Here is a 25,677-nt window from a genome sequence, read left to right on the forward strand (position 1 = left end):
GGGGGGGGCCCCCCTCATTTTAAAAACCGGGGGGGCCCCCCCAAATTTTTTTTGTTGGCCGGGCCACCCCAGGCGCTGTCCAGTCAAGCGACGGAGCGGACCCGGGTGACGAGGACGCCCGCCAGGACGGTGACGGCGGAGGCCAAGAGGTAGAGGACCGGGTAGCCGCCCAGGTGTTTGACGATCGGGGCGGCGATGACCGGGGCGAGGACTTGCGGCAGCGAGTTCGCGATGTTGATGACGCCGAGGTCCTTGGCGCGGTCGCGGGCGTTCGGGAGTACCTCGGTGAGCAGGGCGAAGTCGACGGACAGGTACACCCCGAAGCCGGCGCCGAGGACGATCGCGCCCGTGATCGCGCCGGTCCAGGTCGGCCAGACGGCGAGGATCACGCCGGCCACGGCCATCACCCAGCCGGAGACGTTGACGAAGATCTTCCGGCGAGCGGAACGGTCCGACCAACGGCCGAAGGTGATCGCGGTGGTCAGCACGCAGACGCTGTAGATCGCGGTCAGGATCAGTACGCCGGTGTCCGGGTCGGTGACGCCGACCTCGTCCTGGAGGTAGTAGAAGAGGTACAGCGTGCCGAGCGCGTTACCGACGTTGAAGAGGAACCGGGTCAGCCAGGCCCAGCCGAAGTCCGGGTAACGGCGCGGGCTGATCCAGAAACTCTTCAGGAAGTCGGGGAGGACGAACGCCGGACGTTCCGTCAACGGCTGGTCGTGGCTGCGCAGTAGGTACGGCACGACGGACAGCAGGAGGAAGGCGGCGCAGGCGACGTACCCGAGGGTGTAGTTGTTGAAGGACGCCGCGAGGGCCGTTCCGACCAGGGCGCCGAGGACCTGGGAGATGGCGACCCAGCCGCCCACGACCCCCCGTTGCGCGACAGGCACCCGGTCAGGGATCACCGCGGTCGCCGCCGCGAGGAGTGCGTTGCCGAACAACTGCATCAGGCACCAGCCGATCAGCATCAACGCGATCACCCGGGCGCCCGACAGGATTCCCAGACCGATGGCGCCACCAACGGCACCGGCGATCACCCACGGCACCCGTCGACCCAGTCGTGACGTCGTACGGTCGGAGATCGCCCCGAACGCCGGGTTCGCGACCACCGATACCGCCGCGCCGACCCCGGTCACCAGCCCGAACACGAACTCCTTGTTGCCCGGAGCAACCGCCTCGGACTGCTTCGCCAGCAGCACCTGGATAGGCCCGAGCCAGGCCGCGAACACGCCTACGTTGGCCAGTACGACGGCGGCGGTCCACCCACCCCGCACCCGCACCGTCGGTTCCGCCAACGCATCCCCAGCGCCCCACGCAGCCGCGGCGGGCGACGTGGGGTGCACGCCGGCGAGCGGCTCCTCCCCCTCGGGAATCATCTGCGGTTCTGAGCGATCAGGGCCTGCAGCCAGAAGTACGACTCCTTCGGGGTCCGCTTCTGTGTCTCGAAGTCGACGTCCACCAGCCCGAACCGCTGCGAGTACCCGGCCGCCCACTCGAAGTTGTCCAGCAACGACCACTGGAAGTACCCGCGCACGTCGATCCCGTCGTCGATCGCCACCTTCAGCGCCCGCAGATACCCGTCCAGGTAGTCGATCCGCCGCCGGTCCGACACCCCGTCGTTGATCGCGCACCCGTTTTCGGTGATGTAGATCGGCGGCAGCTTGTCGCCGTACCGCCGCTTGAAGGTCCTTAGGATCTCGCCGAACGCGTCCGGCACGATCGGCCAGCCGAAGTCCGTGGCCGGGTATCCGGGCAGCGTCCGCGGCTCGAAGGGCAGACCAGGCGGCAGCTGTACGCCGTCGGTCGCGGCCGTGTCGCCCTGCCCGGTGGCCGCGCCGACCGACACCGGCGCGTAGTGGTTGATCCCGAAGAAGTCGAGCGGCGTCGAGATCACCGCGAGATCGTCCGCGACCGGCCCGGGCATCCCGTCGCCGATCCCTGACGGGTACTCGCCGAGGATGATCGGATCGGCGAACATCCAGTTGATCAGGTTGTCGTACAAACCGGCCGCTTCGACGTCCTCGGCGCTGTCGCTGGCCGGCCAGGTCGGCGCGTGGTTCGACGCGATCCCGATCTGCGAAGCCCCGGCGGCACGCAAGGCCTGCACCGCGCGTCCGTGGGCGAGCAGCTGGTGGTGCGCGACCGGTAGCGCGTCGAAGAGCAGCTCCTTCCCGGGCGCGTGCGCACCGAGCGAGTACCCCATCAACGTCAGCACCATCGGCTCGTTGATCGTGATCCACAACGGCACCCGATCCGCGAACCGGGCGCCCAGCAGAGCGGCGTACTCCGCGAACCGCTCGGTGATGTCGCGGTTCAGCCAGCCGCCCGCGTCCTCGAGCGGCTGCGGCGTGTCCCAGTGGAACAGCGTCGGCGCCGGCTGGATCCCGGCGCCGAGCAGCGTGTCGACGAGCCGGTCGTAGAAGTCCAGCCCGGCCGCGTTCGCCGGTCCGCTCCCGGTCGGCTGGATCCGCGGCCACGCGAACGAGAACCGGTACGTGTCCACGCCCAGTTCCCGCATCAGCGCGACGTCCTCGGCGTACCGGTGGTAGTGGTCGCACGCGACCGCTCCGGTGTCGCCGTTCAGGATCTTGCCGGGCGTGGCGCAGAACGTGTCCCAGGTGGAGGTGCCGCGACCGCCCTCGGCCACGGCACCCTCGATCTGGTACGCCGACGTCGACACACCCCACCGGAATCCGGGCGGAAACGTCAGATCAGCTGTCATTCGCATCATCCTCATCAGGCTTGGAGTCCTGTACCCGCGGCGGCTCCACCTTCTGCACCACGACCGCCGTACCGTAGGCGGCCACCTCGCTCATCGTGTTCGCGATCTCGTTGCAGTCGAACCGCATCGCGAGGATCGCGTTCGCGCCCATCTGCTGCGCCATCTGGCACATCCGCAGGACGGCGACGTGCCGGGACTCGGCCAGCATCTGGGTGTACTCCGGCACCTCGCCGCCGCCGAGCGACCGGAAGCTCGCGGTGAAGTTCGACCCGAAGTCGCGACTCCGCACGGTCAGCCCGAACACCTCGCCGAACACCTTCTCCGCGGTGTACCCGGGTAGGTCGTTCATCGTCGAGACCAGCACCGGGTACGGCGAACCCTGCGGCGCCACGTGCGGCACGTTGGACGGCGCCGGCTGCTGATACCCGCCCTGCTGATACCCGGGGGGCGGCCCCTGCTGGTACCCGGGCGGCGGGCCCTGGTACCCGGGAGGCGGACCCTGCTGGTAGCCCGGCTGCTGCGGCGGATACGGCTGGTTCGGAGGAAAGTTCTGTGTCATGCACTCATCCTGGCATCACCATCGGAACACCTGGAACTCATACAGCGAATAGCCGTACGACGTCGCCCGCTGCGTCCCGGTGACGCGCACGTACCGAGCCGGTGTCGCCGCGAACCGGACCACGTCCTCCCCGCCGTTCCCGGCCGTCGTCGCGTACACCTGTTGCCACGTCGCCCCGTCCCGCGACACCTCGACCCGGTACCCCTTCGCGTACGCCGCCTCCCAATCCAGCACCACCCGGCCGATCGTCTGCTCGTTGCCGAGGTCAACCTTCAGCCACTGCGGATCCGACCAGTCGCTCGCCCACCGGGTGTCGAGCTTCCCGTCGACCGCCTGCGCCGGCGGCGAGTTGTACCAGCCCTTCTCGTAACTGCTCGCGGTCGCGGCTCTCCCGGCCGCCAGGTTGCTCACGTCGTCGCCGCGCTTCGCCGGGAACTCCACCACCTGCTGGTACGTCGGCCGGTTCACCCACGCGATCCGGTCCTGGGTGATGCCGCCCATCGGGTTGTGCGCGATCTGGTCGGCGCAGAACTGGTCCCCCGCTGCACAGTCCGCGGTCGCCGGGTACGTCGTACTCGCCGGCACCTTGGTTGCCGCCAGCAAGGTGTCCGTCAGGACCGAACGACAGCCCGCGAGGGATCCACCGCCGCAGTACGTGACGGGCTGCGACGCCTTCACGGGATCGCCCAGAACCTTGCGCATGTCCCGTTGGACGAAGCCCCACCAGCCGCTCTGGAAGGACGAGCCCTGCGCGCTCGGTCGCTCGTCGATCTTCAGGTTGGCCGTCAGCGAGTTGTAGAGGTCCGGCCCGAGGTCCTTGAACTCGGCCGGGACCAGCAGCGGCCACCAGGCGTCCAGGATGCGGATCGCGTCGGCGTTGTCGTAGGTGCGGGAGTTTGCGTTGGGGGTCTTTCGGTGCGCGCCGGACTGTTGCCACGCGGTCAGCTTGTTCACCGCGTCGGCGACCGCCGGGTCGGTGATCGGGGCCGACTTGAGAACGCGCAGCAGGTACGGCAGAACTTGGTCGCCGCGGAGGTCGACGGTGGCAGCGTCCTCCATCGATTCGACCAGCTTGCCGCGGGTGAACTTCTGCCCGCTGTCGATGACGGCCTTGATCCGGTCGTCGAGCGGCTGGCTGCGGTAGACCGCGTTGTATCCCCATTGCCCGTCCGAGGCGGAGTACCCGGGCGCCTGCTTGTTGTTCCAGCTGGTCAGGTAGTCCTGGTTGACGACCTGCGGGTGCTGCGCCGGCGGCGTGTAGGTCGCGCGGTTCGTGTCCGGGTTCCAGCCCTTCCACTCGTACGTGCTCCAGGTCGGCAGGTTCGGGTCGGCGCCGTCGGCCCGGACCGGGTTGTCGCCGGAGTTGAAGTACGCGATCGAGTTCTTGTCCGTGTAGAACCAGTTGAACGTGTACCCGATGTTCGCCGCGGCCTTCTGGAAGTCGGCGGCCGAGTGGATCCTGTCCGGGTCGTTGAACTGCATGAACCCGAGCGCCGACCCCGCCTCGTTCCCGTACGTCGACCGGTCCCTCGTGAAGAGAACAGGCTTGCCGCCGACCGTTCCGCGATGTGTCACGATGCCGTACTTGGTGCGCAGGGCAACCAACGTGTACGAGCCGGCCGGCTCCGAGGACCCGAGGCTGGAGTACCACGAGTTGTGCCGTTCGAGCCGCTCGATCGGCACGCACTGGCCACGGAAGACGTAGTACTGCGAGGCTTTCGTCGGCGTTCCGCCGTCGGGTTCGCACAGCGGTACGGCGAACGTGTCGGTGATGTCCTGCCCGGCGGACGTCGCGCTCCACGAGTAGTCCGGGCCACGGCCGATCAACGTGTAGAAGTTCAAGCCGGCGAACGCGATCCCGCGGGAGCTGACGCCCGGGCCTTGCAGCTCCTGGCGCAGCAGCAACTGCGGCGCGAAGTACCCGGTCTGCGGGCCGTAGACCGCGATCGGGTTTCCGGACTGGGTGTGCGCGCCGGAAACGAGGAGTGCGTTCGACATTCCCTTCTTTCCGAAGCCTTCCGGGAACAGGCCTTTGTCGAAGATTCCCTTCAGCGCCTCGGATCCGGCCGGTGCCGGTTTCGCGGCCGCAGTCTTGTTCGCGGTCTGGTCGATCACCTCGGGCTCGGCGGTGACCGAGCCGCGGTCCGGCATCGCGCGACCGGGCGGGTTCGGCCCGGTGGTCCCGTACGGGAAGGTCGTCCCGTTGTGCACCGTCGTACTGGCCTCGGGGTCGTTCTGCGAACGGAACGACTCCCACACCTTGGTGCCCTCGGCAACGCCGTACTTCGCCTGCGCCTCGAGCAGCGCCAGCGCCGACGTGACCTCGGAACCGCCGCCGGTGCCGAAGATGCCCGCGACGACGGCGGCGGTGGCGACCACGTCGGTCACCTTCCAGTGCGGCGTCGGCCACTGCAGACCGAGCGCGACGTACTCACCGGGGTAGCCGATGCCGACCGTGTCGATGTAGTGGTTGACGCCGTCGACCCAGGCCTGGATGTCCTGCTGCATCTTCACGCCGTCGGCGCCGTACAGCGTGGCGGCGTCGTCGAACTGGCGCTGCAGATCGGCCTCGGTGTACGGCGCGGTCCGCCAGAACTCCTGCTCGAACTCGCGGTTCGCCGCGGCACCGCCCGCGAACGGCGTCAGCTGCCCGCGGCCGAGGTGCCGGAACACGTCCATCACGAACAGCCGGTCCTGCGCGCCGGCGTACCCGGCACCGAACATCGTGCCGAGCCGCGTGGTGCCGGTGATGTGCGGGATGCCGCGGGACTTGTCGCGGACGATCGTCACGTCGCCGCGCGGGTGGACCGTGCTCGCGACGTCGTCCGGTTTCACCCCGAACGACGAGTCGTCGTAGTACGGCGCAAGGCCGTCGTCGGTCATGCCCTGCGAGTTCCAGACCAGGTCCTGGTACGGCTTCAGGCTGTCGCTGAAGTGCGGCGGACGGACCCCCAACGCCTTGAAAGCAAGGAGATCCGTGAACGTCGCGCTGCCGTTCTGGCCCGGCGGCAGGATGTCACGACATTGCCCAAGGCAATAATCTGTGGGGCCCGCGGCAACGGCCTGCGGCGCCGCCTGGGTCGGTGCGGGCAGGGCGGCGAGAACGGCGACGACAGCGGCAACGGCTGCCGAGGCGCGAAGGCGGGTGCGAAGTGCGGGGCGGGGCACGGTCCCTCCTCAGGTCGGTAAAAGTGAGAATGACTCACGAGTAGCTTCAGGTCAAGAACTTGCCACCGACAGACTCTCGCCAATTGCGGTCCGTGACCACTACGCTCAGCAACACCATGAGCATCCACGATCGTTATCGATTGAGTGTGGTGATCAACGCCAGGGGGACGTACACGCCGTTGGGGGTGTCCCGGAGCTCTGACGGAGTCGCGGCCGCCGTCGCCCAGGCGCTGCCCGAGTTCTTCGTGCTGGACGAACTGCGCGACCGGGCGAGCGAGGCGATCGCGCAGATCACCGGCGCACCCGCGGGCGCCGTCGTGCACTGCACCGCGGCCGGGATCACGCTCGCGGTCGCGGCCACGATGACCGGCGGCGACCCACGCCGTACGGCGGCGTTGCCCGACACGACCGACATGCACAACCGCGTCGTCCTGCCGGCCTGCCACGTGGTCGACTACGGCCACTCGAACCTGCAGGGCATCCGGCTGTCCGGCGCGCAGGTGGATCTCGCCGGCGACGAGGACAGCTGCACGCTCGCCGATCTGGAGGCCGAGCTCGACGGGCCGGACGTCGCCTGCCTGATGCTGGTGTCGTCGCGGCTGACCCGGGGCGAGCCGATCGACCTGGCGGCGGCGATCAAGGCCGCGCACCGGCGCGGCGTACCGGCGATCATCGACGGCGCGGCGCAGTTCCCGCAGATCGCGGACCTGCTCGCCACCGGCGCCGACCTGGTGCTGGTCAGCGGGCAGAAGTACCTCGGTTCACCGACCGCCGGGCTGGTGGCCGGGACCTGGCCGCTGGTGCAGGCGGTCCGGGCCCAGGACAAGGGCATCGGGCGGGTGATGAAGCCGACCAAGGAGGCCATCGTCGGCGTACTCGCGGCGCTCGAGGAGTGGCAGGCGATCGACCGGGTGAAATGGCAGGCGGACGAACGCGCCAAGGTGGACGCGTTCGTGGCCGCGGTGTCGCGGATCCCCGGCGTGGTGGTCACGGCGGAGCCGGACCCGGCCGGCCTGCAGGTGTCCCGGGTGCTGCTGAAGGTGGACGACGCCAAACGCGTCGCCACCGAGCTCGAGGCCGGCTCGCCGCCGATCTACGTGATGACCGACCGGGTGGCCGACGACGAGTTGATGCTCGAGCTGGTCCCGCTGGACGCCGAGGAGATCGCCACCGTCCTCGCCCGGCTCTGGGCCGTCCTCACCTGACCACCCCGGCCAGGGTCCGCAGTACCGCCGGCCCGTACGTTTCAGGGGTCAACCTCCGGCCTTGTCCCTTGACCGCCGGCATGCAGCGGGTCAAGGGACAGCCTCAGTGGTTGACCCCTGAAACGGCGGGACTCAGTGCTGGTAGGACTTTCCGTCGGTACGGCGGGGGCCGCCGTTGCGGCGGGGGGCGTTGCCGCGGCCGCCCGGACGGGCGCTGCCGAAGCGGCGGCCGCCACCCTTGTTGCCGCGCGGCTTCGGCACCGGCAGCTTCACCGGGTAACCGGACGGCTTGGTGCCGCCGGTCAGCTCGGTGACCAGCTCGTCGCCCGGACGGGCCCGCACGGGCTCGGCCTTGACGCCCGCGGACTCGGCCATCCGGATCATCCCGCGCCGCTGGTGCGGCAGCACGAGCGTGACGACGGCGCCCTTGCCGCCGGCGCGCGCCGTACGACCGGCACGGTGCAGGTAGTCCTTGTGCTCCGCCGGCGGATCCGCCTGGACGACCAGGCCGACGTCGTCGACGTGGATGCCGCGGGCCGCGACGTCCGTTGCCACCAGCACCGGGACCGAACCGTCCTTGAACTGGTCGAGCGTCCGGTTCCGCATGCCCTGGGTGAGACCACCGTGCAGGGCCGCGGCCATCACGCCACGGTCGCGCAACTGGGTCGCGATCCGGTCGGCGCCGAGCTTGGTACGGACGAACACGATGGTCCGCCCGTCCCGGCTGGCCAGCTCCGCCGTCAGCGACTGCTTGTGCGCCGGCTCGATCACCAGCAGGTGGTGCTCCATCGTGGTGACCGTCGCCTGGCCGGACTCGGTCGAGTGCTGCACCGGGTCCTTCAGGTAGGTCTTCACGATCTTGTCGACGTCGTTGTCCAGGGTCGCGGAGAACAGCAGCCGCTGGCCCTCGGGCGGGGTCATGTCGAGCAGCGTGGTGACCGCCGGCATGAAGCCCATGTCGCACATGTGGTCGGCCTCGTCGAGCACCGCGACCTCGACCGCGCCGAGGTCCGCCGCGCCTTGCTCGCACAGGTCGATCAGCCGGCCCGGGGTGGCGATCAGCAGGTCGACACCGCGCCGGAGCGACTCGATCTGCTTCGGGTACGGCAGGCCGCCGGCGATCAGCTTCAGCGACACGTTCATCACGTGCGCCAGCGGCTCGAGCGCGTCGTGCACCTGCATCGCGAGCTCACGGGTCGGGACCAGGATCATGCCGCGCGGACGGCGCGACTCGGTCCGGCCGCCGGCCAGCCGCATCAGCGTCGGGAGACCGAAGCCGAGCGTCTTGCCGGAACCCGTCTGCCCACGGCCGAGCACGTCCTTGCCGGCCAGCGCGTCCGGGATGGTCGCCGCCTGGATCGGGAACGGCGACGTGATGCCGTCCCGGGCCAGCCGCTGGACCAGCCGCGGGGCCAGCCCGAGCGCGGCGAACTGGTTGTCCTCGGCAACGGTGCCGAGGTCGACCGGCTCCTCGGAGCGAATCGGCTCGCCCCGCCGGGCGTCCTGCGACGCACGCCGCACGAACGGCTTCTCGTCCCGCCGGTACGCCGAACGCTCGTCCCGGTCGTACTGCGGCCGCTCGTCCCGGTTGTACTGCGGCCGGTCGTCCCGGTTGTATTGCGGCCGGTCGTCCCGGTTGAACCGCGGACGCTCATCCCGGGTGTACGCCGGCTTGTCGTCCCGGTTGTACGAGGAGCGGTCGTCGCGGGTGTGCTGCGGCCGCTCGTCCCGGTCGTACCGCGCACGGCTGTCGCCACCACGATCATCGCGACGGAACGGCTGCTTCTCACCACGGTTGAAGGACGAACGGTCATCGCGGTTGAACCGCGGACGCTCGTCCCGGTTGTACGACGAGCGGTCGTCCCGGTTGTACGTCGGCCGACTGTCGCCACCACGATCATCACGGCGGAACGGCTGCTTCTCACCACGGTTGAAGGACGAACGATCGTCCCGGTTGAACCGCGGACGCTCGTCGCGGTTGTACTGCGGCTTGTCGGCACGGTTGTACTGCGGCCGGTCGTCGCGGTTGTACGCCGGACGGTCGTCGCGGTTGCGGTCGTTGGGGCGCTGGCCTCGGTCGGCGCGGGGCTGCTCGGAGCGGTACCCCTTCACGGGGCCGTTCTCCCGGGGTGCCTCGAACGTCGGCTCCGCGGCCATCCGCTCGCCGTACGACTGGTTCTGGTGCTTCTTGTGCCGGGGCTTCTTGTCCCGCCCGTCGGCGGATTCGGCGTCGAACTGGTGGTGCTGGGTCACGCAAACTCTCTCTCGTATTCACGGACGAGGGGCGCCGGATCGCAGCCGCACGTGAGCGCCGGTCACGAAATCATGACCGGACTACGTACTCAGCAGGAGACGGGCATCGACCTGCGGGTGCTATCGCGTTGCACCCATGTCGCCGGAGTTCTCAGCGGGATGCTGAAACCGACGGGTCGGAGCACCTGGGAACATCTCTGGTGACGCGACGCGCGCACCGACACCACAAAAGTATAACCGATCGTGACGACCGCCCCGACCAGCAGACCAGCCGCCGCACTGGTCCCCTCCCACACTTCAAGCATGCTTGAGTGTTTGGAGCACCGATCTACTGTGGCGGTATGTCGGAGGAGAACGTTCCGAGCAAGGAGCACTGGCTCTCGATCGGGGAGATCGCGCAGCGGTCCGGAGTGGCGGCGTCGGCGTTGCGGTTCTACGAGGACCAGGGCCTGATCGCGTCCCGCCGTACCGCCGGCAACCAGCGGCAGTACCAGCGCAGCACGTTGCGCCGGATCGCCTTCGTGCAGGCCGCGCAGCGGGTCGGGCTGGCGCTCGCCGAGATCAGGAACGCGCTGGACTCGCTGCCCGAGGACCGGACGCCGACCCGGGCCGACTGGAGCAAGCTGTCGAAGTCGTGGCGCAGCCGTCTCGACGACCGGATCGCCGAGCTCGAGCGGCTCCGCGACGACCTCGACACCTGTATCGGCTGCGGCTGCCTGAGCCTGCAACGCTGCAACCTCTACAACAAAGAGGACCGCCTCTCCACCCGCGGCCCCGGCGCCCGGCTGCTGAACGTCGGCATCCCCGGCGAGAGCTAGGCCAGCAGCCCGCACTCCACCACACCGACGACCAACTCGCCACACCGTCCACCGGCCGCGCCTCCTCCACCGCTGCACCAACCGAGGCCACCAGCGTCGACACCAGGTGCTCGTGTGCGGCCTCGACCAGCTTCTGCTTCGACGCGAAGTGGTAGAGCACGCCTACCCGGAGTGGATCGCGGGGGATCTGCGGGTGTTCCTCATAACGTCGCCGCTATGACCGGCATAGAACGGTCCTGCTGAAGCGCGGGTTATCCCCAGGGTTTCGCGGCAGGCGATGCGCGAGGGGTGGAGTTCTTGGCAGCATCCGAATGTGGCGATCGGTAATCCGCCCGTCGCTATCCGCCACCGATTTCGGAGTGAGGCCTCCATGTCGTATCGCCGTATCCTGTCCGGTCTCGCGGGGCTCGCCGCCGCCGCGCTGGCCGTCCCCGCGCTCGCAGCGTCCCCCTCGACTGCCGCGCCCACCAACGTGTCCACCGCCGCATCCCGCGCCGCGTACGTCGGCTCGCCCCAGGACGAGGCCGCTAGCAAGGCGTTCTACGACGCCGTGATGAAGTCCGCCCGCGCCAAGATGGCCAAGCAGGCCGCGAAGGGCCGGAAGGTCACCGCGGTGACCGTGACGTACGCCGTCGACGCCCCGACGTTCGCGTCCCAGATCGCCTCCAGCGCACAGATCTGGAACTCGTCGGTGAGCAACGTGAAGCTCGCCGAGGGCAGCAACTACGACTTCTACTACACCGAGGGCAACGACTCCCGCGGCTCGTACGCGTCGACCGACGGGCACGGCAGTGGATACGTATTCATCGACTACACGCAGGCCGGGCAGTACGACAAGACCCGGATCGTCGCCCACGAGACCGGCCACGTCCTCGGCCTGCCCGACCACTACTCCGGCCCCTGCTCCGAACTGATGTCCGGCGGCGGCCCCGGCCCGTCCTGCACCAACCCGTACCCCGACAGCACCGAACGCTCCAAGGTCAACCAGCTCTGGGCCAACGGCTTCAACAGCACCATCACCCCGTTCCACCTCTCCAAGTAACCCACAGACCTCCGGCCCGGAGCCGCCCGGCAGGGGACGGCCCCGGGCCGGAGCCTGTTCTCAGCGGGCCGGGCCGGTGGAGCCGCGGACTACCAGTTCGGGGCGGAAGAGGAATTCGGTGTGGGGGGTGGCGTGGCCGCGGACCTCTTCGAGGAGGGACTGGACGGCGGCGAGGCCCATCGCCTGGACCGGCTGGCGGATGGTGGTCATGGGTGGGTCGGTGAACTCCATCATGGGAGCGTCGTCGTAGCCGACCACGGAGATGTCGCCGGGAACCGAGAGGCCGCGTTGGCGGGCGGCGCGGATGGCGCCGAGGGCCATCATGTCGGAGCCGCAGACGACCGCGGTGACGCCGGCGTCGAGCAGCTGGCGGGCGGCCGCCTCGCCGCCCTCGACGCCGAACATGCTGAGCGCGACCATCGGGTCCAGGTCGTCGTCGGACAACCCCAGCTGGGCCTTCATCGACGTACGGTAACCGGCCAGCTTCCGCTGGACGACGAGGAACCGCTCCGGCCCGGACGCGAACCCGATCCGGCGGTGGCCGAGGGCAACGAGATGGGACACCGCGAGCTCCATCGCGGCGTACTCGTCGGACGACACGAACGGCGCCTCGACCGACGGCAGCCAGCCGTTCACGAACACCACCGGGAGCCGGCGTTCGACCAGTGCCTGGTACCGCTCGTGGTCGGCGCCGGTGTCCGCGTGCAGACCGGAGACGAAGATGATCCCGGAGACGCCGCGCTCGAGCAGCATCTCGACGTACTCCTCCTCGGTCGCGCCGGACGGGGACTGCGTGCACAGCACCGGGGTGTACCCGCGCTGCGACAGCGCCGACTCGATCACCTGGGCGAACGCCGGGAAGATCGGGTTCATCAGCTCCGGCATCACCAGCCCGATCAGCCCGGCCGACCGCCGCCGCAACCGCGCCGGCCGCTCGAACCCCAGGACGTCGAGAGCGGTCAGCACGGACTGTTTCGTGTCCTCCGCGACCCCCGGCTTGCCGTTCAGCACCCGGGAGACCGTCGCCTCGCTGACCCCCGCCTTGGCCGCGATGTCCGCCAGCCGCGCTCTACTGCTCACGCGGGCACTGTACAGAGGCGAGGCTGACATTTCAGCAAGATCCTGCAAGAACTTGCAGCCTGCGGGCCGGTGTCCACTCCGTGAACAGAATGGACACATCACACCCCACAAACCTTGTCAGGACGAGTGGGGCCGGGCGAGGATAGGCGGACTCCCCCGCCCGGAGGAGAACCTTTACTCGGATCGTCCGGCACGTTCCTGCCGGTGAAGGGAAAGATCAGTCATGGCTACTGTGTCGTTCAAGGCGGCAACCCGGATCTACCCCGGTGGTGACACCCCCGCCGTCGACAAGCTCAACCTCGAGATCGAGGACGGCGAGTTCATGGTGCTCGTCGGCCCGTCGGGTTGCGGCAAGTCCACCTCGCTCCGGATGCTCGCGGGCCTCGAAGAGGTCAACGAGGGCGCCATCTACATCGGCGACCGCGACGTCACGCACCGTCCGCCGAAAGAGCGGGACATCGCGATGGTGTTCCAGAACTACGCGCTCTACCCGCACATGTCGGTCGCCGACAACATGGGCTTCGCGCTGAAGATGCAGGGTGTCTCCAAGGAAGACCGCGCCAAGCGCGTCATGGAGGCCGCCAAGCTGCTCGGCCTCGAGGAGTACCTCGACCGGAAGCCGAAGGCGCTGTCCGGTGGTCAGCGTCAGCGTGTCGCCATGGGCCGCGCGATCGTCCGTAACCCGCAGGTCTTCCTCATGGACGAGCCGCTGTCGAACCTCGACGCCAAGCTGCGGGTGCAGACCCGTACGCAGATCGCCGAGCTGCAGCAGCGCCTCGGGGTCACGACCGTGTACGTCACGCACGACCAGGTCGAGGCCATGACCATGGGTGACCGGGTCGCGGTCCTCAAGGACGGTCTGCTCCAGCAGGTCGACACCCCGCTGAACCTGTACGACAACCCGAAGAACAAGTTCGTCGCGGGCTTCATCGGCTCGCCGGCGATGAACCTGCTGACCGCCGACATCGCCGAGGGCGGCGCCAAGTTCGGTGACTACGTGATCCCGATCGGCCGCGACCTGCTGGCCAAGGCCGGCAGCGACAAGACCCTGACGGTGGGCGTTCGCCCGGAGGCCTTCAAGGTCGCCGACGAAGGCGTGCCGGTGAAGGTCGCCGTGGTCGAGGAGCTCGGCGCGGACGCGTACCTGTACGGCACCGCCGAGCACGACGGTGAGAGCCAGCAGATCGTCGCCCGCATCGACGCCCGCATGCAGGTCGAGAAGGGCTCCACGGTCCGCCTCGCGGCGGTCCCGGAGAAGCTGCACCTGTTCTCCACCTCCACCGAGGAGCGGCTGACCGCCTGATCCTCAGCAGTACTCGCTACCGGCCTCGGGTGACTTCACCCGGGGCCGGTGGCTTTTGCAGGCGGTCCGCCGGGTCCATGTTGGTCTGCTTCAGCAGGTAGTGCGGGCGCTTCTTGGTCTCGTAGTAGATCCGCCCGATGTACTCGCCGATCAGCCCGAGCATCACCATCTGCAGTCCGCCGAGGCCGGTGATCGCCGCGATCAGCGTGACGTACCCGGGCATGTCGACCCCGTGCAGGATCGCCGCCACCAGGACCCACACGGCGTACCCGGCGGCGACCGCGGTGAGCAGCAGGCCGATGTAGATCGCCGCCCGCAGCGGCTTGTTGTTGAACGAGAGCAGCCCGTCCAGGCCGTACTCGAGCAGCCGCCGGAACGTCCACCGGCTCTTCCGGTCCGCCGGCGCCTGCACGTTGTCGTACTCGAACAGGATCGACTCGAACCCGATCCAGGCGAACAGGCCCTTCGAGAACCGGTTGTACTCGTTCAGCTCGAGCAGCCCGTCGACCGCGCGCCGGGACAGCAGCCGGAAGTCGCCGACGCCGTCCATCAGCTCGACGTCGGCCCACTTGTTGATCAGCCAGTAGTACGCCCGCGAGAACAGCGTCCGGGTGGCCGGGTCGCCGGTCCGGTTCCGCCGGGCGATCACCTGGTCGAACCCGCGCTCGTACTCCTCGAGCATCCGGCCGATCAGCTCCGGCGGGTGCTGCAGGTCGGCATCCATGATCACCACGGCGTCACCGGTCGCGTACCGGAGACCCGCGAGCATCGCGGACTCCTTGCCGAAGTTCCGGCTGAACGAGAGGTATCTCACCGACTCGTCGGTGGCTGCCAACCCGACCAGGGCGTCGAGCGTCCCATCAGCACTACCGTCGTCGACATAGACGATCTCGTAGGGACGGCCGGTCCCGGCGAGCTCCCGGCTCAGTGCCTGATGGAACCGGGAGATCACCTCGACCTCGTTGTAACACGGCACCACCAGACTCAAGCGCATCGTTGTCCCCGCCCGCCCCGTCCATAGACCATGGTGCGATTCTTGTCCAGACCAGTACTACCCGCTAGCTTTGGCGGCCGAACGATCGGAACGAAGGGGCGGCCAGTGGTTTCCGAGGACGCTGTCGAACAACAGGCCCCACGGGGGCGTTCGGCATTACTCCCTGCCGGCGTCGCCGCTGTCGGGGTGGCGGCGGTGTTCATCGCCTCCGGAATCATCCGCGGTACCTATCCCTTCGGTTCGCTGTCCCGCAGTACCAACGATCTTGGCACGCAGTACGTCCCCTTCTTCGCCCACCTCTGGGACGTCCTGCACGGCCAGGCCCAGGGTGACCTGCTGTTCAACTGGCAGAGCGCGTTCGGCGTCGGCTTCTGGGCCGACCTCGGCGTCGACCTCGGCAGCCCACTGTCCCTGCTGGTGGGCCTGTTTCCGCGCGACCGGGTCGACCTCGCTGTCTTCGTCATTACCACTCTCAAGCTCAGCCTCGCCGCCGCCGCGATGGCCTACGCGTTGCTCAGGATGCGTCCGGGCCCTCGGTGGGTCGCGGCGATGCTGGGCATCTCGTACGGCGTCTGCGGCTGGGCGCTCGACGACGGATCCTACGTGCCGATGTGGCTGGACGGCCTGATCGCCCTGCCGATGTTCTTCCTGGTCGCGGAATGGTCACTGCGCCGCACCAACCGGATCCTGAGCGTGCTGGTGGTCGCCGTCTTCTGGCTGTCCAACTTCTACACCGCCTACATGGCAACGTTCGCGGGTGGGATCTACCTGCTCGCCCGGTTGCTGAGCAGCGACCTGAGCTGGTCCCTGCGACTCCGGTCGCTGGTCCGGCACGGCGTGTCGTTCGCGCTCGGTATGGGTCTGATCGCGCCCATCCTGCTACCGATCATCCTCGCCAACCGCGCCGCAACGCCGTCCCCGTCCGGGAACTTCCACCCGTCCGCGATCGACGTGTTCCTGTCCCGGCTGCTGCCGCTGACCGAGGGCGTCGGCAAGACGGCCAGCCTGTACGTCGGCACGCTCGCGTTGCTGCTCGCGCTGACGATGCCGTTCAACAAGTTCGTGCCGTGGCGGTCGAAGATCGTCTGGGTGATCACGATCGTCGGCGTCGCGCTGACGTTCCGGTGGGCGCCGACGCAGGAGTTCTGGCACGCGTTCGACACCCCGAACGGCAGCCAGTACCGGGAGGCGTTCGTCCTTTGCGGTCTGCTCGTCGCGGTCGCGTGGATCTCGGTCGCGCACAAGCTGCCCGGGCCGCTCGCGCTGCTCGGCGGCGGCGCGCTGCTCGCGGTGATCGCGTACGTCTCCGACGGCAGCCCGCTGCTGAAGGAACACTGGCTGACGGCGCTGAGCGTTTCCGGAGCGGTCGCTCTGGTTGCGTTCGGCACCATTTGGCTGCTGCGCCGGAAGCCCGGGCCGCGGCGGGTGCCGGTGGCGGCGGCGTTCGCCGTACTGCTCGCGGTCGTCGCCCTGGAAGCGACGTGGAGCGCGGTCGTCACCGACGAGTACCGCGGGAAGATGCTCAGCTCGTCGGCCGCGGCCTGGGGCGATCCGCAAACCGCGCAGTACAAGGCGATCCGGGCGGCCGGCGACTGGCCGAAGTACCGGACCGAGGCGGGAACGGCGACCGTACCGAACGACCCGATGCTGCTCGGCGGGCAGGGCGCGGGGCTGTACAGCAGCCTGCTGCCGTACTCCGTGAACCAGATGATGACGAGCCTCGGGTTCGGCTGGTCCGGGTACGGGCGGGCGTCGCGGACCCTCGACAACCCGGTCACCGACGCGATCTTCTCGGTCGGCGCCCGGATGCGGCTGATCGGCGGGGACCCGCACATCAGCAAGGCGACGGTGCCGCCATTGGTGACGGTACGGCGGCGGCTGGATCCGGCGGTGCCTGTCGACACGGATGCGCCGAACGCTTACGCGGCGCAGGAGCGGTTGCTTGGGTCGACGGTTTACCAGGTGCCGGACTACAAGGGGACTCGGTTCGCCACCGGGGATGTGAAGCTGGTTGCGGCTTGCGCGCCGACGAGTACGGCGTACCTGTTCATGCCGCGCGTTGGTGGGCGAGCGCGGCTGGATGGTGGGGATTGGCACGAGCTGAGCTCGACTCGGCGGCCCGGGATCAACACCAGCAGCGCGATGATCAAGCTGGGCACGGTGCCGAAGTCCGGGATCGTGCTGATCGAGGTCAACTTCGGCGAAGATCCGCAAGGGATTCCGCCGCACAACGCGATCGGGTGCCTGAGCCCGACGGCGTTGGAGAAGGCTATGAAGACGCTGCGCACTACGGGTGCTACGGATGTGCAGGCCGGCGGGCATTCGCTGCGCGCGACGTTGCCGGCGGGGAGCAAGGGGTGGGCGGTGATCGCCGTACCGAAGATCGACGGCTGGTCCTGCAAGGCCGGCGGCAGTAACCAGGTCCCCAGCGACTTCGGCGGCCTGATGGCCGTCCCCCTCGCCAACGGCGCCACCCAGGTCGCCTGCACCTTCACCCCACCCGGCCTCCGCCGCGGCCTAGCCATCGCCGCGGCCGCCGCCGTACTGACCCTCGGAATCGCGGGCATAGGAGCCGTACGCCGCCGCCGACGCACGACCTGATGTCAATCCCCCCGAATGCTCCGGTCGCTCCGCTGGCGGCTGCGGGTGGGGCGTGTGACTCGCGGCAGGAGCAGGCGACGGATTGCGGGTTCTGTGTTCGAATCAGGACCGTGTTCATCGACGGTCGGCTAACGGGCGGCACGGAAGTCCTCAGGTACCCGTGATTCCCACCAATCTCATTGCTCCCGGGGCCGTGGGTGCCCTCGCGTTCGTTGTGTGGGTGCTGCTACGGCTGCACCGTTTGGACCGGCGGGGGCTGGGCGACCAGGCGGCGCGGCTGGCACGGAGTTGCCTCGGCCTCTGGTTCGTCGGTCTCCTACTGGTGACGCTCGGAGACCGACCGCACGATCCCACCCGGGGCAGCTACTTCAACTGGGTGCCCTTCGGAGCGCAGAGTGCGGCACCGGCAATCGAGAACCTGGTGAACCTGCTGCTTTTCGTCCCGGCCGGTTTGTTGCTCGTGTGGATCGCAAGGCACGCGTCGGCGGGCCGGCTGGTGCTGATGTCGTCGGCCGGCGCGCTTCTTCTGTCGTTCTTGATCGAATGCCTTCAGGCCTTTACGCCGTTGGGCACCGCCGGAGACATCACAGATGTCCTCCTGAACATCACCGGGTGCATGGTCGCCACAGCCGTCAGCATCGGCGTCCGTCACGCGCTGGCTCGCCGGTGAGTGCATAACCGGTCGCCGGGCGGGACTGTGCATACCCCGTGGTGTCGGGCGACAGGCTATGGCTTGTTGCCGGACCCCATAGCTTGTTCGCAGTCCCCAGGACTCTTACCCCCAGGTGGTATTCGTTCGGTACTTGCGTTCGATACCCAGAGGGGGTAACTTCATGGGCGTGGAGATACCCCCGAGGGGTAGCTGAGCGAGGAGAGGGACGCGAGATGACCAGCGAACACGTGCATGGGTACACCGCCAAGAAGGACAGCCACCTCAAGCGGCTGCGGCGGATCGAGGGGCAGGTTCGCGGTCTGCAGCGGATGGTCGAGGAGGACCAGTACTGCATCGACATCCTGACCCAGGTGTCGGCGGCCACCAAGGCGCTGCAGTCGTTCTCGCTGGAGCTGCTCGACGAGCACCTGTCGCACTGCGTGGTCGAGGCCGCGCAGAAGGGCGGCCCGGTGGCCGACGAGAAGGTTCGCGAGGCATCCGAGGCGATCGCCCGGCTCGTTCGTAGCTGAGCGCCTCCACATCACAACCCGTTTCGAGCAAGGAGCGTTGATATGAGCACCACCACTACCTACTCCGTGTCCGGTATGACCTGTGGGCACTGCACTTCCGCGGTGACCGAGGAGATCAGCAAGCTGGTCGGGGTCCAGGAGGTGCGGATCGATCTCGTCGCGGGTGGCACCTCCGCGGTGCACGTGACGAGCGAGGCCGGGCTGGACGAGTCCGCCGTACGGGATGCCGTCGACGAGGCGGGCTACGAACTGGCGGGGTCGTGAACCGGGCCGCCGCGCTCCGGCTCGGCGCGTTCGCCGGTGCGCTCGCGCTCGCCTTCGGGGCGGCGTTCGGCATCGGGTCCGCGGTCGACCCGATCGCGGCGGCCGACGACACCTCCGCGGCCCCCGCGCACGGAGAGGAGATGGGTGGAATGGAGCAAGGCTCACACGGTGGGCACGACGCCGGCGGGCAGGTGCCCGGGCTGGCGGTGTCCGATCAGGGGTACACGTTCGCGCCGGTGAAGACGTTCTTCACCGGGCAGCAGCAGACGGAGTTGCGCTTCACGATTCAAGGGCCGGACGGCAAGCCGATCACGAAGTACACGAAGACCCACGAGAAGGACCTGCACCTGATCGTCGTACGGCGGGACCTGTCCGGGTTCCACCACGTGCATCCGGTGCTGGCGGCGGACGGGACGTGGAGCATCCCGTTCACGTTCACGGCGGGCGGGACCTGGCGGCTGTACGCCGACTTCCAGCCGGCCGGGCACGACAGCACGATCACGCTCGGTACGGACGTCAACGTCACCGGGATGTACGTCCCGGTCCCGGTCGCCGAGCCGGCGAGCGTGTACAGCTTCCACGGGTACGACGTGACGCTGGCGGGCACGCCCGTCGCGGGCAAGGAGTCCGAGCTGACGTTCAAGGTCAGCAAGGACGGCAAGCCGGTCACCGATCTGCAGCCGTACCTGGGCGCCTTCGGGCACCTGGTGTCGCTGCGCGGCGGCGACCTGGCCTACCTGCACAACCACCCGGCGGAGCATGCCGAGCCGGGGGCGAAGGGCGGCCCGGAGATCAAGTTCGCGACCACCTTCCCGACCGCGGGGACGTACAGCCTGTTCCTGGACTTCCAGCACGGCGGCACCGTCCACACCGCGGAGTTCACGGTGCAGGTGGACTCGACCGGTACGACGATCACGCCGCCGGCCGCCGTACCGACGCACACTGGAGCAGAGGAGGCACACGAGCATGAGCCAGTCCGTTGAGCTCATCATCGGCGGGATGACGTGCGCCTCCTGCGCCGCCCGCGTCGAGAAGAAGCTGAACCGGATGGACGGTGTCACCGCGACCGTCAACTACGCCACCGAGAAGGCGAAGGTGACGTTCGCGGAGGACATCTCCACCGACGATCTGGTCGCGACGGTCGAACAGACCGGGTACACGGCGGCGCTGCCGTCGCCGGCTGTCGAACCGTCCGCCGAGGCACCGGACGAGCTGAAGCCACTGCGGCAGCGGCTGACCGCGAGCATCGTGCTCGCGGTCCCGGTGATCGCGTTCGGGATGATCCCGGCGCTGCAGTTCGACTCGTGGCAGTGGGCGTCGCTGACGCTGGCGTTCCCGGTGGTGACGTGGGCGGCCTGGCCGTTCCACAAGGCCGCCTGGACGAACCTGCGGCACGGCGCCGCCACGATGGACACGCTGATCTCACTCGGTGTGGTGAGCGCGTTCCTGTGGTCGCTGTACGCGCTGTTCCTCGGCTCGGCCGGTGCGCCCGGGATGAAGATGCCGTTCACGCTGATCCCGTCCCGGGGCGGCGGCGCCGAGGAGATCTACCTCGAGGTCGCGGCCGGTGTCACCACGTTCATCCTGGCCGGGCGGTACTTCGAGGCACGGGCGAAGCGCCGCTCGGGCGCCGCGCTCAAGGCACTGCTCGAGCTCGGCGCGAAGGACGTCGCCGTACTGCGGAACGGAACCGAGACGCGGATCCCGGCCGACCAGCTCGTCGTGGGTGACGAGTTCGTCGTCCGGCCCGGCGAGAAGGTCGCGACCGACGGCGTGATCGTCACCGGCAGCAGCGCGATCGACGCATCGATGCTGACCGGCGAGTCGGTGCCGGTCGAGGTCGGCGCCGGGGACGCGGTCGTTGGCGCGACCGTCAATGCCGGCGGCCGGCTGGTGGTGCGGGCTTCGCGAGTCGGCGCGGATACCCAGCTGGCGCAGATGGCGCGGCTGGTCGAGGACGCACAGAACGGGAAGGCCGCCGTACAGCGGCTGGCCGACAAGGTGTCCGGGATCTTCGTGCCGATCGTGATCGGGCTGGCGCTGGCGACCCTCGGGTTCTGGCTGGGCAACGGTTCGCCGGTGGGGGTCGCGTTCACGGCCGCGGTCGCCGTACTGATCATCGCCTGCCCGTGTGCGTTGGGTCTGGCCACGCCGACCGCGTTGATGGTCGGTACGGGTCGGGGCGCGCAGCTGGGCATCCTGATCAAGGGGCCGGAGGTGCTGGAGTCCACGCGCCGGGTCGACACCGTCGTACTCGACAAGACCGGCACGGTCACCACGGGCCGGATGGAGCTGGTCGACGTACTGCTGGCTCCCGGTCAGGAGCGGTCCGAGGTACTGCGGTTGGCCGGGGCGCTCGAGCACTCGAGCGAGCACCCGATCGCGCAGGCCGTGGCGCGGGCCGCGGCGGCCGAGGGCAAGCTGCCAGAGGTCGAGGACTTCGGGAACGTCGAAGGCCTTGGTGTGCAGGGGATCGTCGACGGGCACGCCGTACTGGTCGGGCGGACGCGGTTGCTGGAGGAGTGGAGCCAGCACCTGCCTTCCGAGCTGGCGCACGCGAAGGAACATGCCGAGGCTGAGGGCAGTACGGCGGTCGCGGTCGGCTGGGACGGTGAGGCCCGAGCCGTGCTGGTCGTCGCGGACACCGTGAAACCGACGTCCGTGGAGGCGATCCGGCAGCTGCGCGAGCTGGGGTTGCGGCCGGTGCTGCTGACCGGCGACAACGAGGCCGTCGCGACGAAGGTGGCCAACGAGGTCGGTATCGACGACGTGATCGCCGAGGTGCTGCCGGCGGGCAAGGTCGACGCGGTGAAGAAGCTGCAGGACGAGGGTCGCGTGGTCGCGATGGTCGGTGACGGCGTGAACGACGCGGCCGCCCTCGCCCAGGCGGATCTCGGCCTGAGCATGGGCACCGGGACCGACGTCGCGATCGAGGCGAGCGACCTGACGCTGGTCCGCGGCGATCTGCGGGCGGCCGCGGACGCCATCCGGCTCTCCCGCAGCACGCTCCGCACGATCAAGGGCAACCTGTTCTGGGCGTTCGCCTACAACGTGGCCGCCCTGCCGCTCGCCGCGGCCGGCCTGCTGAATCCGATGCTGGCCGGCGCCGCGATGGCGTTCAGCTCGGTCTTCGTGGTGTCGAACAGCCTGCGGCTGCGGCGGTTCAAGCCGCTCACCTGAGCCAAACGGTCGCGTCACTCGGAAGCCTGCCGCCGTCGAGGGGGATGCTGGAAATCAGCACCTCTTCGTACGGCGGCAGGTCAACGGCGTCACCGCTCAAGTTCGTAACACACAGCAACCGCTCCCGCCGGAACGCCAGCACATCGTCGTCGGACTCGACCCACGACAGACTCCCGTCCCCGAGCAACTCCCGCCGCAACCGCAGCCCGGTGCGGTACAGGGACATCATCGAGTTCTGGTCATCGAGCTGAGATTCGACCGTCAGGTTCTTCCAGTCGGCAGGCTGTGGAAGCCAGGAGGACCCAGTTCCGAAGCCGAACGGAGGCTCCTGCCCCGACCACGGTAGGGGCACCCGGCAACCATCTCTCCCCCGGTCGGCGCCGTTCGACCGCCGGAAGATCGGATCCTGGAGTACGTCGTCAGGCAGGTCCTCGACCTCGGGCAGACCGAGCTCCTCGCCCTGGTAGACGTACAACCCGCCAGGCAGCGCCATCGCCAGCAGTGCGGCCGCCCGGGCCCGTCGTTCGCCCAGCACCAGATCGGTCGGCATCCCGTGCTTGCGGTCCTGGTGCGAGAACGACGTGTCGGATCGCCCGTACTTCGTCACCGGACGGGTGACGTCGTGGTTCGAGAGGACCCAGGTCGGCGGGGCGCCGATCGGGACGTGGGTCGACAGCGTGAGGTCGATCGAGGCGCGCAGTTCAGCGGCGTCCCACGGGCGGGACAGGAAGTCGAAGTTGAACGCGGTCTGCAGCTCGTCCGGTCGCAGGTACAGCGCGAACCGCTCCTGGTCCGGCATCCACATCTCACCGACGAAGAACCGGTCGTCGTACCGGTCGGAGATCCGCCGCCAGCCGCGGTACACCTCGTGGACGTCGTCGTGGTCCGTGTACGACTCCGCCGTACTGTCGAGGTCCTTGAAGAGTACAGCGGCGCTGTCGATGCGGATGCCGTCGACGCCGCGGTCCAGCCAGAACCGCAGGATGTCGTGGAACTCCTCGACGACCTCGGGGTTGCGCCAGTTGAAGTCGGGCTGCTCCGGGGCGAACAGGTGCAGGTACCACTCGCCGTCCGCGACCTGGGTCCAGGCGGGGCCGTTGAAGATCGACTGCCAGTCGTTGGGTGGACCACCGTTCTTGCCGGGGCGGAAGAGGAAGCGGTCGCGCTCGGGTGCGCCTGGTCCGGCCTGGAGGGCCTGCTTGAACCAGTCCTGCTGGTCCGATCCGTGGTTCGGGACGATGTCGACGATGGTCCGGATGTTCAGGGCGTGCGCCTCGGCGATGCACGCCTCCGCCTCGGCCAGGGTCCCGAACGCCGGGTCGATCGCCCGGTAGTCCGCCACGTCGTACCCACCGTCGGCCATCGGGGACGGGTACCACGGGTTCAGCCAGATCGCGTCGATGCCCAGGTCGGCGAGGTACGGCAACCGCGCCCGCAACCCGGCGAGATCCCCGATCCCGTCCCCGTTCCCGTCCGCGAAACTCCGCAGATACACCTGATAAATAGCAGCCCCACGCCACCATTCGCCGGCCATAGAACTCCTTAACCTTTGAGGCTTCCGGCGGTGAGGCCGGACATGATGTTTTTCTGGAAGATGAAGAAGACGAGGATGGTGGGCAGGCTGGCGATGACCAGCGAGGCGATCAGGACGTTCTGGGGCATCTGGGCGGACAACGACGCGATCCCCACGCTGATCGACATCTTGCCGGTCTCCGGCAGCACCAGCAGCGGCCAGACGAAGTCCTTCCACACCGTGACCACCGACAGGATCGACACCACGCCGATGATCGGCCGGGAGACCGGCAGCACGATCGACCACAGGATGCGGAACGGCGACGCACCGTCGATCTCCGCCGCCTCCAGCAGTTCCTTCGGGATCGAGTCGAAGAAGCGTTTCAGCAGAAACACGAAGAATCCGTTGGCTGCCGCCGGCAACCAAATCGCCCACGGGGTGTTCAGCAGGTCCGCGTGCAGGATCGGCACGTCCTTCGCCACCAGGTACATCGGCAGCAGCAACACCATCGGCGGGATCATCAACGTCGCCAGCATCGCCCCGAGCACGAGCTTCCCGAGCACCGGCCGCAGCTTCGACAGCGCGTACGCCGCCGTCACGTCGACGGCAAGCGTGAACAACCAGGCGCCCCCGGCGTACAGCACGGTGTTCTTCAGGAAGACCCCGAGCTGCAGTTGCTCCCACGCGTCGGCATACACCTGGAAATCCAGCGTCTTCGGAAAGAAGCTCGGTGGGATCTGCGCGAGTTCGTCGGGTGACTTGAGGGCGCCGGTCACCATCCAGTAGAGCGGAAACACGAACGCCCCGGTGAATCCGGTGACAGTGAGCGTGAGGACCGTCCAGTAGACGATCCGGCCACGGGGGGTGCGGAGCGTGAGGGGTGATACCAGGGTCCTCATCGTTCGGCCTCCTCGCGGGACACCCGCAGGTAGATCGTGGAGAACACCAGCAACACGACCATCAGCATCAGGCCGAGCGCGGACCCGCCGCCGAAGTCGCCGAAGTTGAACGCGTACTGGTACATCAGATATGCCACGGTGACAGTCGCGTTCTCCGGACCGCCGCCGGTCAGCAGGTACGGCTCGATGAAGACCTGCATGGTCGCGACGATCTGCAGGAGCAGCATCACCAACAGGATCAGCTTGGTCTGCGGGATCGTCACGTGCCGGACGCGCTTCAGCAGCCCGGCACCGTCCAGCTCGGCGGACTCGTACAGCTCACCCGGGATGCTCTGCAGCGCGGCGAGGTAGATCAGCGTGCCGGTGCCGAGGTTCATCCAGGTCGACACGATCACCAGGCTGATCAGCGCCGTACTCGTGGAGTCGAGCCAGCTCAGCGGCGGGATGTGCACGACGCCGAGCGCCTGGTTGAACAGGCCCGAGCCGGGGTCGTAGAACCATTTGAACAGCAGTACGGCGACCGCCGGCGGCAGCATCACCGGCAGGTAGACGACGAACCGCAGGTACGCCTTCGCGTGCTTCAGCTCGTTGAGTACGACGGCCAGCACGAACGGCACGGCGTACCCGATCACCAACGCCAGCCCACTGAACGCCGCCGTATTCAACCAGGCAACCCCGAACGCCGGGTCCGTGAACACCGTCGTGAAGTTGTCGAACCCGACCCACTTCCCCGGGTCCACGAAGTTGTTCTGCTGAAAGCTCAGCACGATCTCCCGCACCATCGGATACCAGGAGAACAACGCAAAACAAATCAACGCCCCACACAAGAACCCATAAGCCGTCAGATTCCGCCCAACCGCCCTCCGCAGAGCGCCGTGGTCGTCTGTGGATCGC

The 25,677-nt window shown here is 68.4% G+C and carries 20 protein-coding genes; 10 read left to right on the forward strand and 10 right to left on the reverse strand.

The genetic code is table 11. The features are described from left to right. Positions 1 to 83: 83 nt before the first annotated feature. Genes ACFV9C_RS37180 through ACFV9C_RS37195 form a run of 4 tightly spaced genes read right to left on the reverse strand, consistent with a single transcriptional unit; the run spans position 84 to position 6,449 of the window. Complete coding sequence (locus tag ACFV9C_RS37180; RefSeq protein ID WP_380201287.1) at positions 84 to 1,376, reverse strand: MFS transporter; 1,293 nt, start codon at positions 1,374 to 1,376, stop codon at positions 84 to 86. Further along, positions 1,373 to 2,722 (reverse strand): GH1 family beta-glucosidase, encoded by a 1,350-nt coding sequence (locus tag ACFV9C_RS37185; RefSeq protein ID WP_380201289.1) that lies wholly within the window; start codon positions 2,720 to 2,722, stop codon positions 1,373 to 1,375. The genes ACFV9C_RS37180 and ACFV9C_RS37185 overlap by 4 nt, the downstream gene beginning before the upstream one ends. Next, positions 2,712 to 3,281 (reverse strand): YbjQ family protein, encoded by a 570-nt coding sequence (locus ACFV9C_RS37190; protein WP_380201291.1) that lies wholly within the window; start codon positions 3,279 to 3,281, stop codon positions 2,712 to 2,714. The genes ACFV9C_RS37185 and ACFV9C_RS37190 overlap by 11 nt, the downstream gene beginning before the upstream one ends. A 15-nt stretch (positions 3,282 to 3,296) precedes the next feature. Then, complete coding sequence (locus ACFV9C_RS37195; protein WP_380201293.1) at positions 3,297 to 6,449, reverse strand: penicillin acylase family protein; 3,153 nt, start codon at positions 6,447 to 6,449, stop codon at positions 3,297 to 3,299. 116 nt (positions 6,450 to 6,565) lie between these two features. Here ACFV9C_RS37195 and ACFV9C_RS37200 point away from each other — a divergent pair, with 116 nt between their 5' ends. After that, positions 6,566 to 7,654 carry an aminotransferase class V-fold PLP-dependent enzyme gene (locus tag ACFV9C_RS37200; protein ID WP_380201295.1) on the forward strand — a complete coding sequence of 363 codons (1,089 nt, stop codon included), beginning with the start codon at positions 6,566 to 6,568 and terminating at the stop codon, positions 7,652 to 7,654. 132 nt (positions 7,655 to 7,786) lie between these two features. Here the strand turns inward: ACFV9C_RS37200 and ACFV9C_RS37205 are convergent, their stop codons facing one another. Further along, the gene (locus tag ACFV9C_RS37205; protein WP_380201297.1) at positions 7,787 to 9,907 is read right to left on the reverse strand and encodes a DEAD/DEAH box helicase; all 2,121 of its coding nucleotides are present in this window, start codon (positions 9,905 to 9,907) and stop codon (positions 7,787 to 7,789) included. Between the two features lie 341 nt (positions 9,908 to 10,248). Between ACFV9C_RS37205 and soxR the strand changes: the two genes are divergently transcribed. Both soxR and snpA read left to right on the forward strand, forming a co-directional pair. After that, positions 10,249 to 10,725, forward strand: a complete 477-nt coding sequence (gene soxR / locus ACFV9C_RS37210) for a redox-sensitive transcriptional activator SoxR (protein ID WP_380201299.1) — start codon at positions 10,249 to 10,251, stop codon at positions 10,723 to 10,725. A gap of 370 nt (positions 10,726 to 11,095) precedes the next feature. Beyond that, positions 11,096 to 11,767 carry a snapalysin gene (snpA, locus tag ACFV9C_RS37215; protein ID WP_380201301.1) on the forward strand — a complete coding sequence of 224 codons (672 nt, stop codon included), beginning with the start codon at positions 11,096 to 11,098 and terminating at the stop codon, positions 11,765 to 11,767. A 60-nt stretch (positions 11,768 to 11,827) separates the two neighbouring features. On the opposite strand, the gene ACFV9C_RS37220 is transcribed toward snpA, so the two are convergent. Next, on the reverse strand, positions 11,828 to 12,847 hold the full coding sequence (locus tag ACFV9C_RS37220; protein WP_380201303.1) for a LacI family DNA-binding transcriptional regulator: 1,020 nt from the start codon (positions 12,845 to 12,847) through the stop codon (positions 11,828 to 11,830). Between the two features lie 223 nt (positions 12,848 to 13,070). Here ACFV9C_RS37220 and ACFV9C_RS37225 point away from each other — a divergent pair, with 223 nt between their 5' ends. After that, positions 13,071 to 14,150, forward strand: a complete 1,080-nt coding sequence (locus ACFV9C_RS37225; RefSeq protein ID WP_380201305.1) for an ABC transporter ATP-binding protein — start codon at positions 13,071 to 13,073, stop codon at positions 14,148 to 14,150. A 16-nt stretch (positions 14,151 to 14,166) separates the two neighbouring features. On the opposite strand, the gene ACFV9C_RS37230 is transcribed toward ACFV9C_RS37225, so the two are convergent. After that, positions 14,167 to 15,144, reverse strand: a complete 978-nt coding sequence (locus ACFV9C_RS37230) for a glycosyltransferase family 2 protein (RefSeq protein ID WP_380201307.1) — start codon at positions 15,142 to 15,144, stop codon at positions 14,167 to 14,169. A gap of 195 nt (positions 15,145 to 15,339) precedes the next feature. Here ACFV9C_RS37230 and ACFV9C_RS37235 point away from each other — a divergent pair, with 195 nt between their 5' ends. The 6 genes from ACFV9C_RS37235 to ACFV9C_RS37260 all read left to right on the forward strand — a co-directional run bounded on the left by ACFV9C_RS37235 (position 15,340) and on the right by ACFV9C_RS37260 (position 22,371). After that, complete coding sequence (locus ACFV9C_RS37235) at positions 15,340 to 17,745, forward strand: YfhO family protein (protein ID WP_380201309.1); 2,406 nt, start codon at positions 15,340 to 15,342, stop codon at positions 17,743 to 17,745. Between the two features lie 220 nt (positions 17,746 to 17,965). Beyond that, positions 17,966 to 18,415, forward strand: a complete 450-nt coding sequence (locus ACFV9C_RS37240) for a VanZ family protein (RefSeq protein WP_380201311.1) — start codon at positions 17,966 to 17,968, stop codon at positions 18,413 to 18,415. A gap of 215 nt (positions 18,416 to 18,630) precedes the next feature. Further along, a complete protein-coding gene (locus ACFV9C_RS37245) occupies positions 18,631 to 18,927 on the forward strand; it encodes a metal-sensitive transcriptional regulator (RefSeq protein WP_380201313.1) in 297 nt (98 codons plus the stop codon). 42 nt (positions 18,928 to 18,969) lie between these two features. Next, a complete protein-coding gene (locus tag ACFV9C_RS37250; RefSeq protein WP_380201315.1) occupies positions 18,970 to 19,191 on the forward strand; it encodes a heavy-metal-associated domain-containing protein in 222 nt (73 codons plus the stop codon). Further along, the gene (locus tag ACFV9C_RS37255) at positions 19,188 to 20,174 is read left to right on the forward strand and encodes a hypothetical protein (protein ID WP_380201317.1); all 987 of its coding nucleotides are present in this window, start codon (positions 19,188 to 19,190) and stop codon (positions 20,172 to 20,174) included. The genes ACFV9C_RS37250 and ACFV9C_RS37255 overlap by 4 nt, the downstream gene beginning before the upstream one ends. Then, positions 20,158 to 22,371, forward strand: a complete 2,214-nt coding sequence (locus ACFV9C_RS37260) for a heavy metal translocating P-type ATPase (protein ID WP_380201319.1) — start codon at positions 20,158 to 20,160, stop codon at positions 22,369 to 22,371. Before ACFV9C_RS37255 ends, ACFV9C_RS37260 begins: the two co-directional genes overlap by 17 nt. Here ACFV9C_RS37260 and ACFV9C_RS37265 read toward each other — a convergent pair. The 3 genes from ACFV9C_RS37265 to ACFV9C_RS37275 are packed head-to-tail and all read right to left on the reverse strand — an operon-like array spanning position 22,364 to position 25,565. Continuing rightward, positions 22,364 to 23,905 carry a glycoside hydrolase family 13 protein gene (locus ACFV9C_RS37265; RefSeq protein ID WP_380201321.1) on the reverse strand — a complete coding sequence of 514 codons (1,542 nt, stop codon included), beginning with the start codon at positions 23,903 to 23,905 and terminating at the stop codon, positions 22,364 to 22,366. The genes ACFV9C_RS37260 and ACFV9C_RS37265 overlap by 8 nt on opposite strands. An 8-nt stretch (positions 23,906 to 23,913) precedes the next feature. Then, the gene (locus ACFV9C_RS37270; RefSeq protein ID WP_380201323.1) at positions 23,914 to 24,783 is read right to left on the reverse strand and encodes a carbohydrate ABC transporter permease; all 870 of its coding nucleotides are present in this window, start codon (positions 24,781 to 24,783) and stop codon (positions 23,914 to 23,916) included. Next, positions 24,780 to 25,565, reverse strand: coding sequence for a carbohydrate ABC transporter permease (locus ACFV9C_RS37275; RefSeq protein ID WP_380201325.1), 786 nt, complete (start codon positions 25,563 to 25,565; stop codon positions 24,780 to 24,782). Before ACFV9C_RS37275 ends, ACFV9C_RS37270 begins: the two co-directional genes overlap by 4 nt. Between the last annotated feature and the right edge of the window lie 112 nt (positions 25,566 to 25,677).

It is taken from the genome of Kribbella sp. NPDC059898 (assembly GCF_042730855.1).
Classification (GTDB): Bacteria; Actinomycetota; Actinomycetes; order Propionibacteriales; family Kribbellaceae; genus Kribbella.

Coding starts and splice junctions, on each gene's coding strand:
- ACFV9C_RS37180 (WP_380201287.1), bottom strand. CDS start 1,376: ATGATTCCCGAGGGGGAGGAGCCGCTCGCCGGCGTGCACCCCACGTCG.
- ACFV9C_RS37185 (WP_380201289.1), bottom strand. CDS start 2,722: ATGACAGCTGATCTGACGTTTCCGCCCGGATTCCGGTGGGGTGTGTCG.
- ACFV9C_RS37190 (WP_380201291.1), bottom strand. CDS start 3,281: ATGACACAGAACTTTCCTCCGAACCAGCCGTATCCGCCGCAGCAGCCG.
- ACFV9C_RS37200 (WP_380201295.1), top strand. CDS start 6,566: ATGAGCATCCACGATCGTTATCGATTGAGTGTGGTGATCAACGCCAGG.
- soxR (WP_380201299.1), top strand. CDS start 10,249: ATGTCGGAGGAGAACGTTCCGAGCAAGGAGCACTGGCTCTCGATCGGG.
- snpA (WP_380201301.1), top strand. CDS start 11,096: ATGTCGTATCGCCGTATCCTGTCCGGTCTCGCGGGGCTCGCCGCCGCC.
- ACFV9C_RS37225 (WP_380201305.1), top strand. CDS start 13,071: ATGGCTACTGTGTCGTTCAAGGCGGCAACCCGGATCTACCCCGGTGGT.
- ACFV9C_RS37230 (WP_380201307.1), bottom strand. CDS start 15,144: ATGCGCTTGAGTCTGGTGGTGCCGTGTTACAACGAGGTCGAGGTGATC.
- ACFV9C_RS37245 (WP_380201313.1), top strand. CDS start 18,631: ATGACCAGCGAACACGTGCATGGGTACACCGCCAAGAAGGACAGCCAC.
- ACFV9C_RS37250 (WP_380201315.1), top strand. CDS start 18,970: ATGAGCACCACCACTACCTACTCCGTGTCCGGTATGACCTGTGGGCAC.
- ACFV9C_RS37260 (WP_380201319.1), top strand. CDS start 20,158: ATGAGCCAGTCCGTTGAGCTCATCATCGGCGGGATGACGTGCGCCTCC.
- ACFV9C_RS37265 (WP_380201321.1), bottom strand. CDS start 23,905: ATGGCCGGCGAATGGTGGCGTGGGGCTGCTATTTATCAGGTGTATCTG.
- ACFV9C_RS37270 (WP_380201323.1), bottom strand. CDS start 24,783: ATGAGGACCCTGGTATCACCCCTCACGCTCCGCACCCCCCGTGGCCGG.
- ACFV9C_RS37275 (WP_380201325.1), bottom strand. CDS start 25,565: ATGGTGCGGGAGATCGTGCTGAGCTTTCAGCAGAACAACTTCGTGGAC.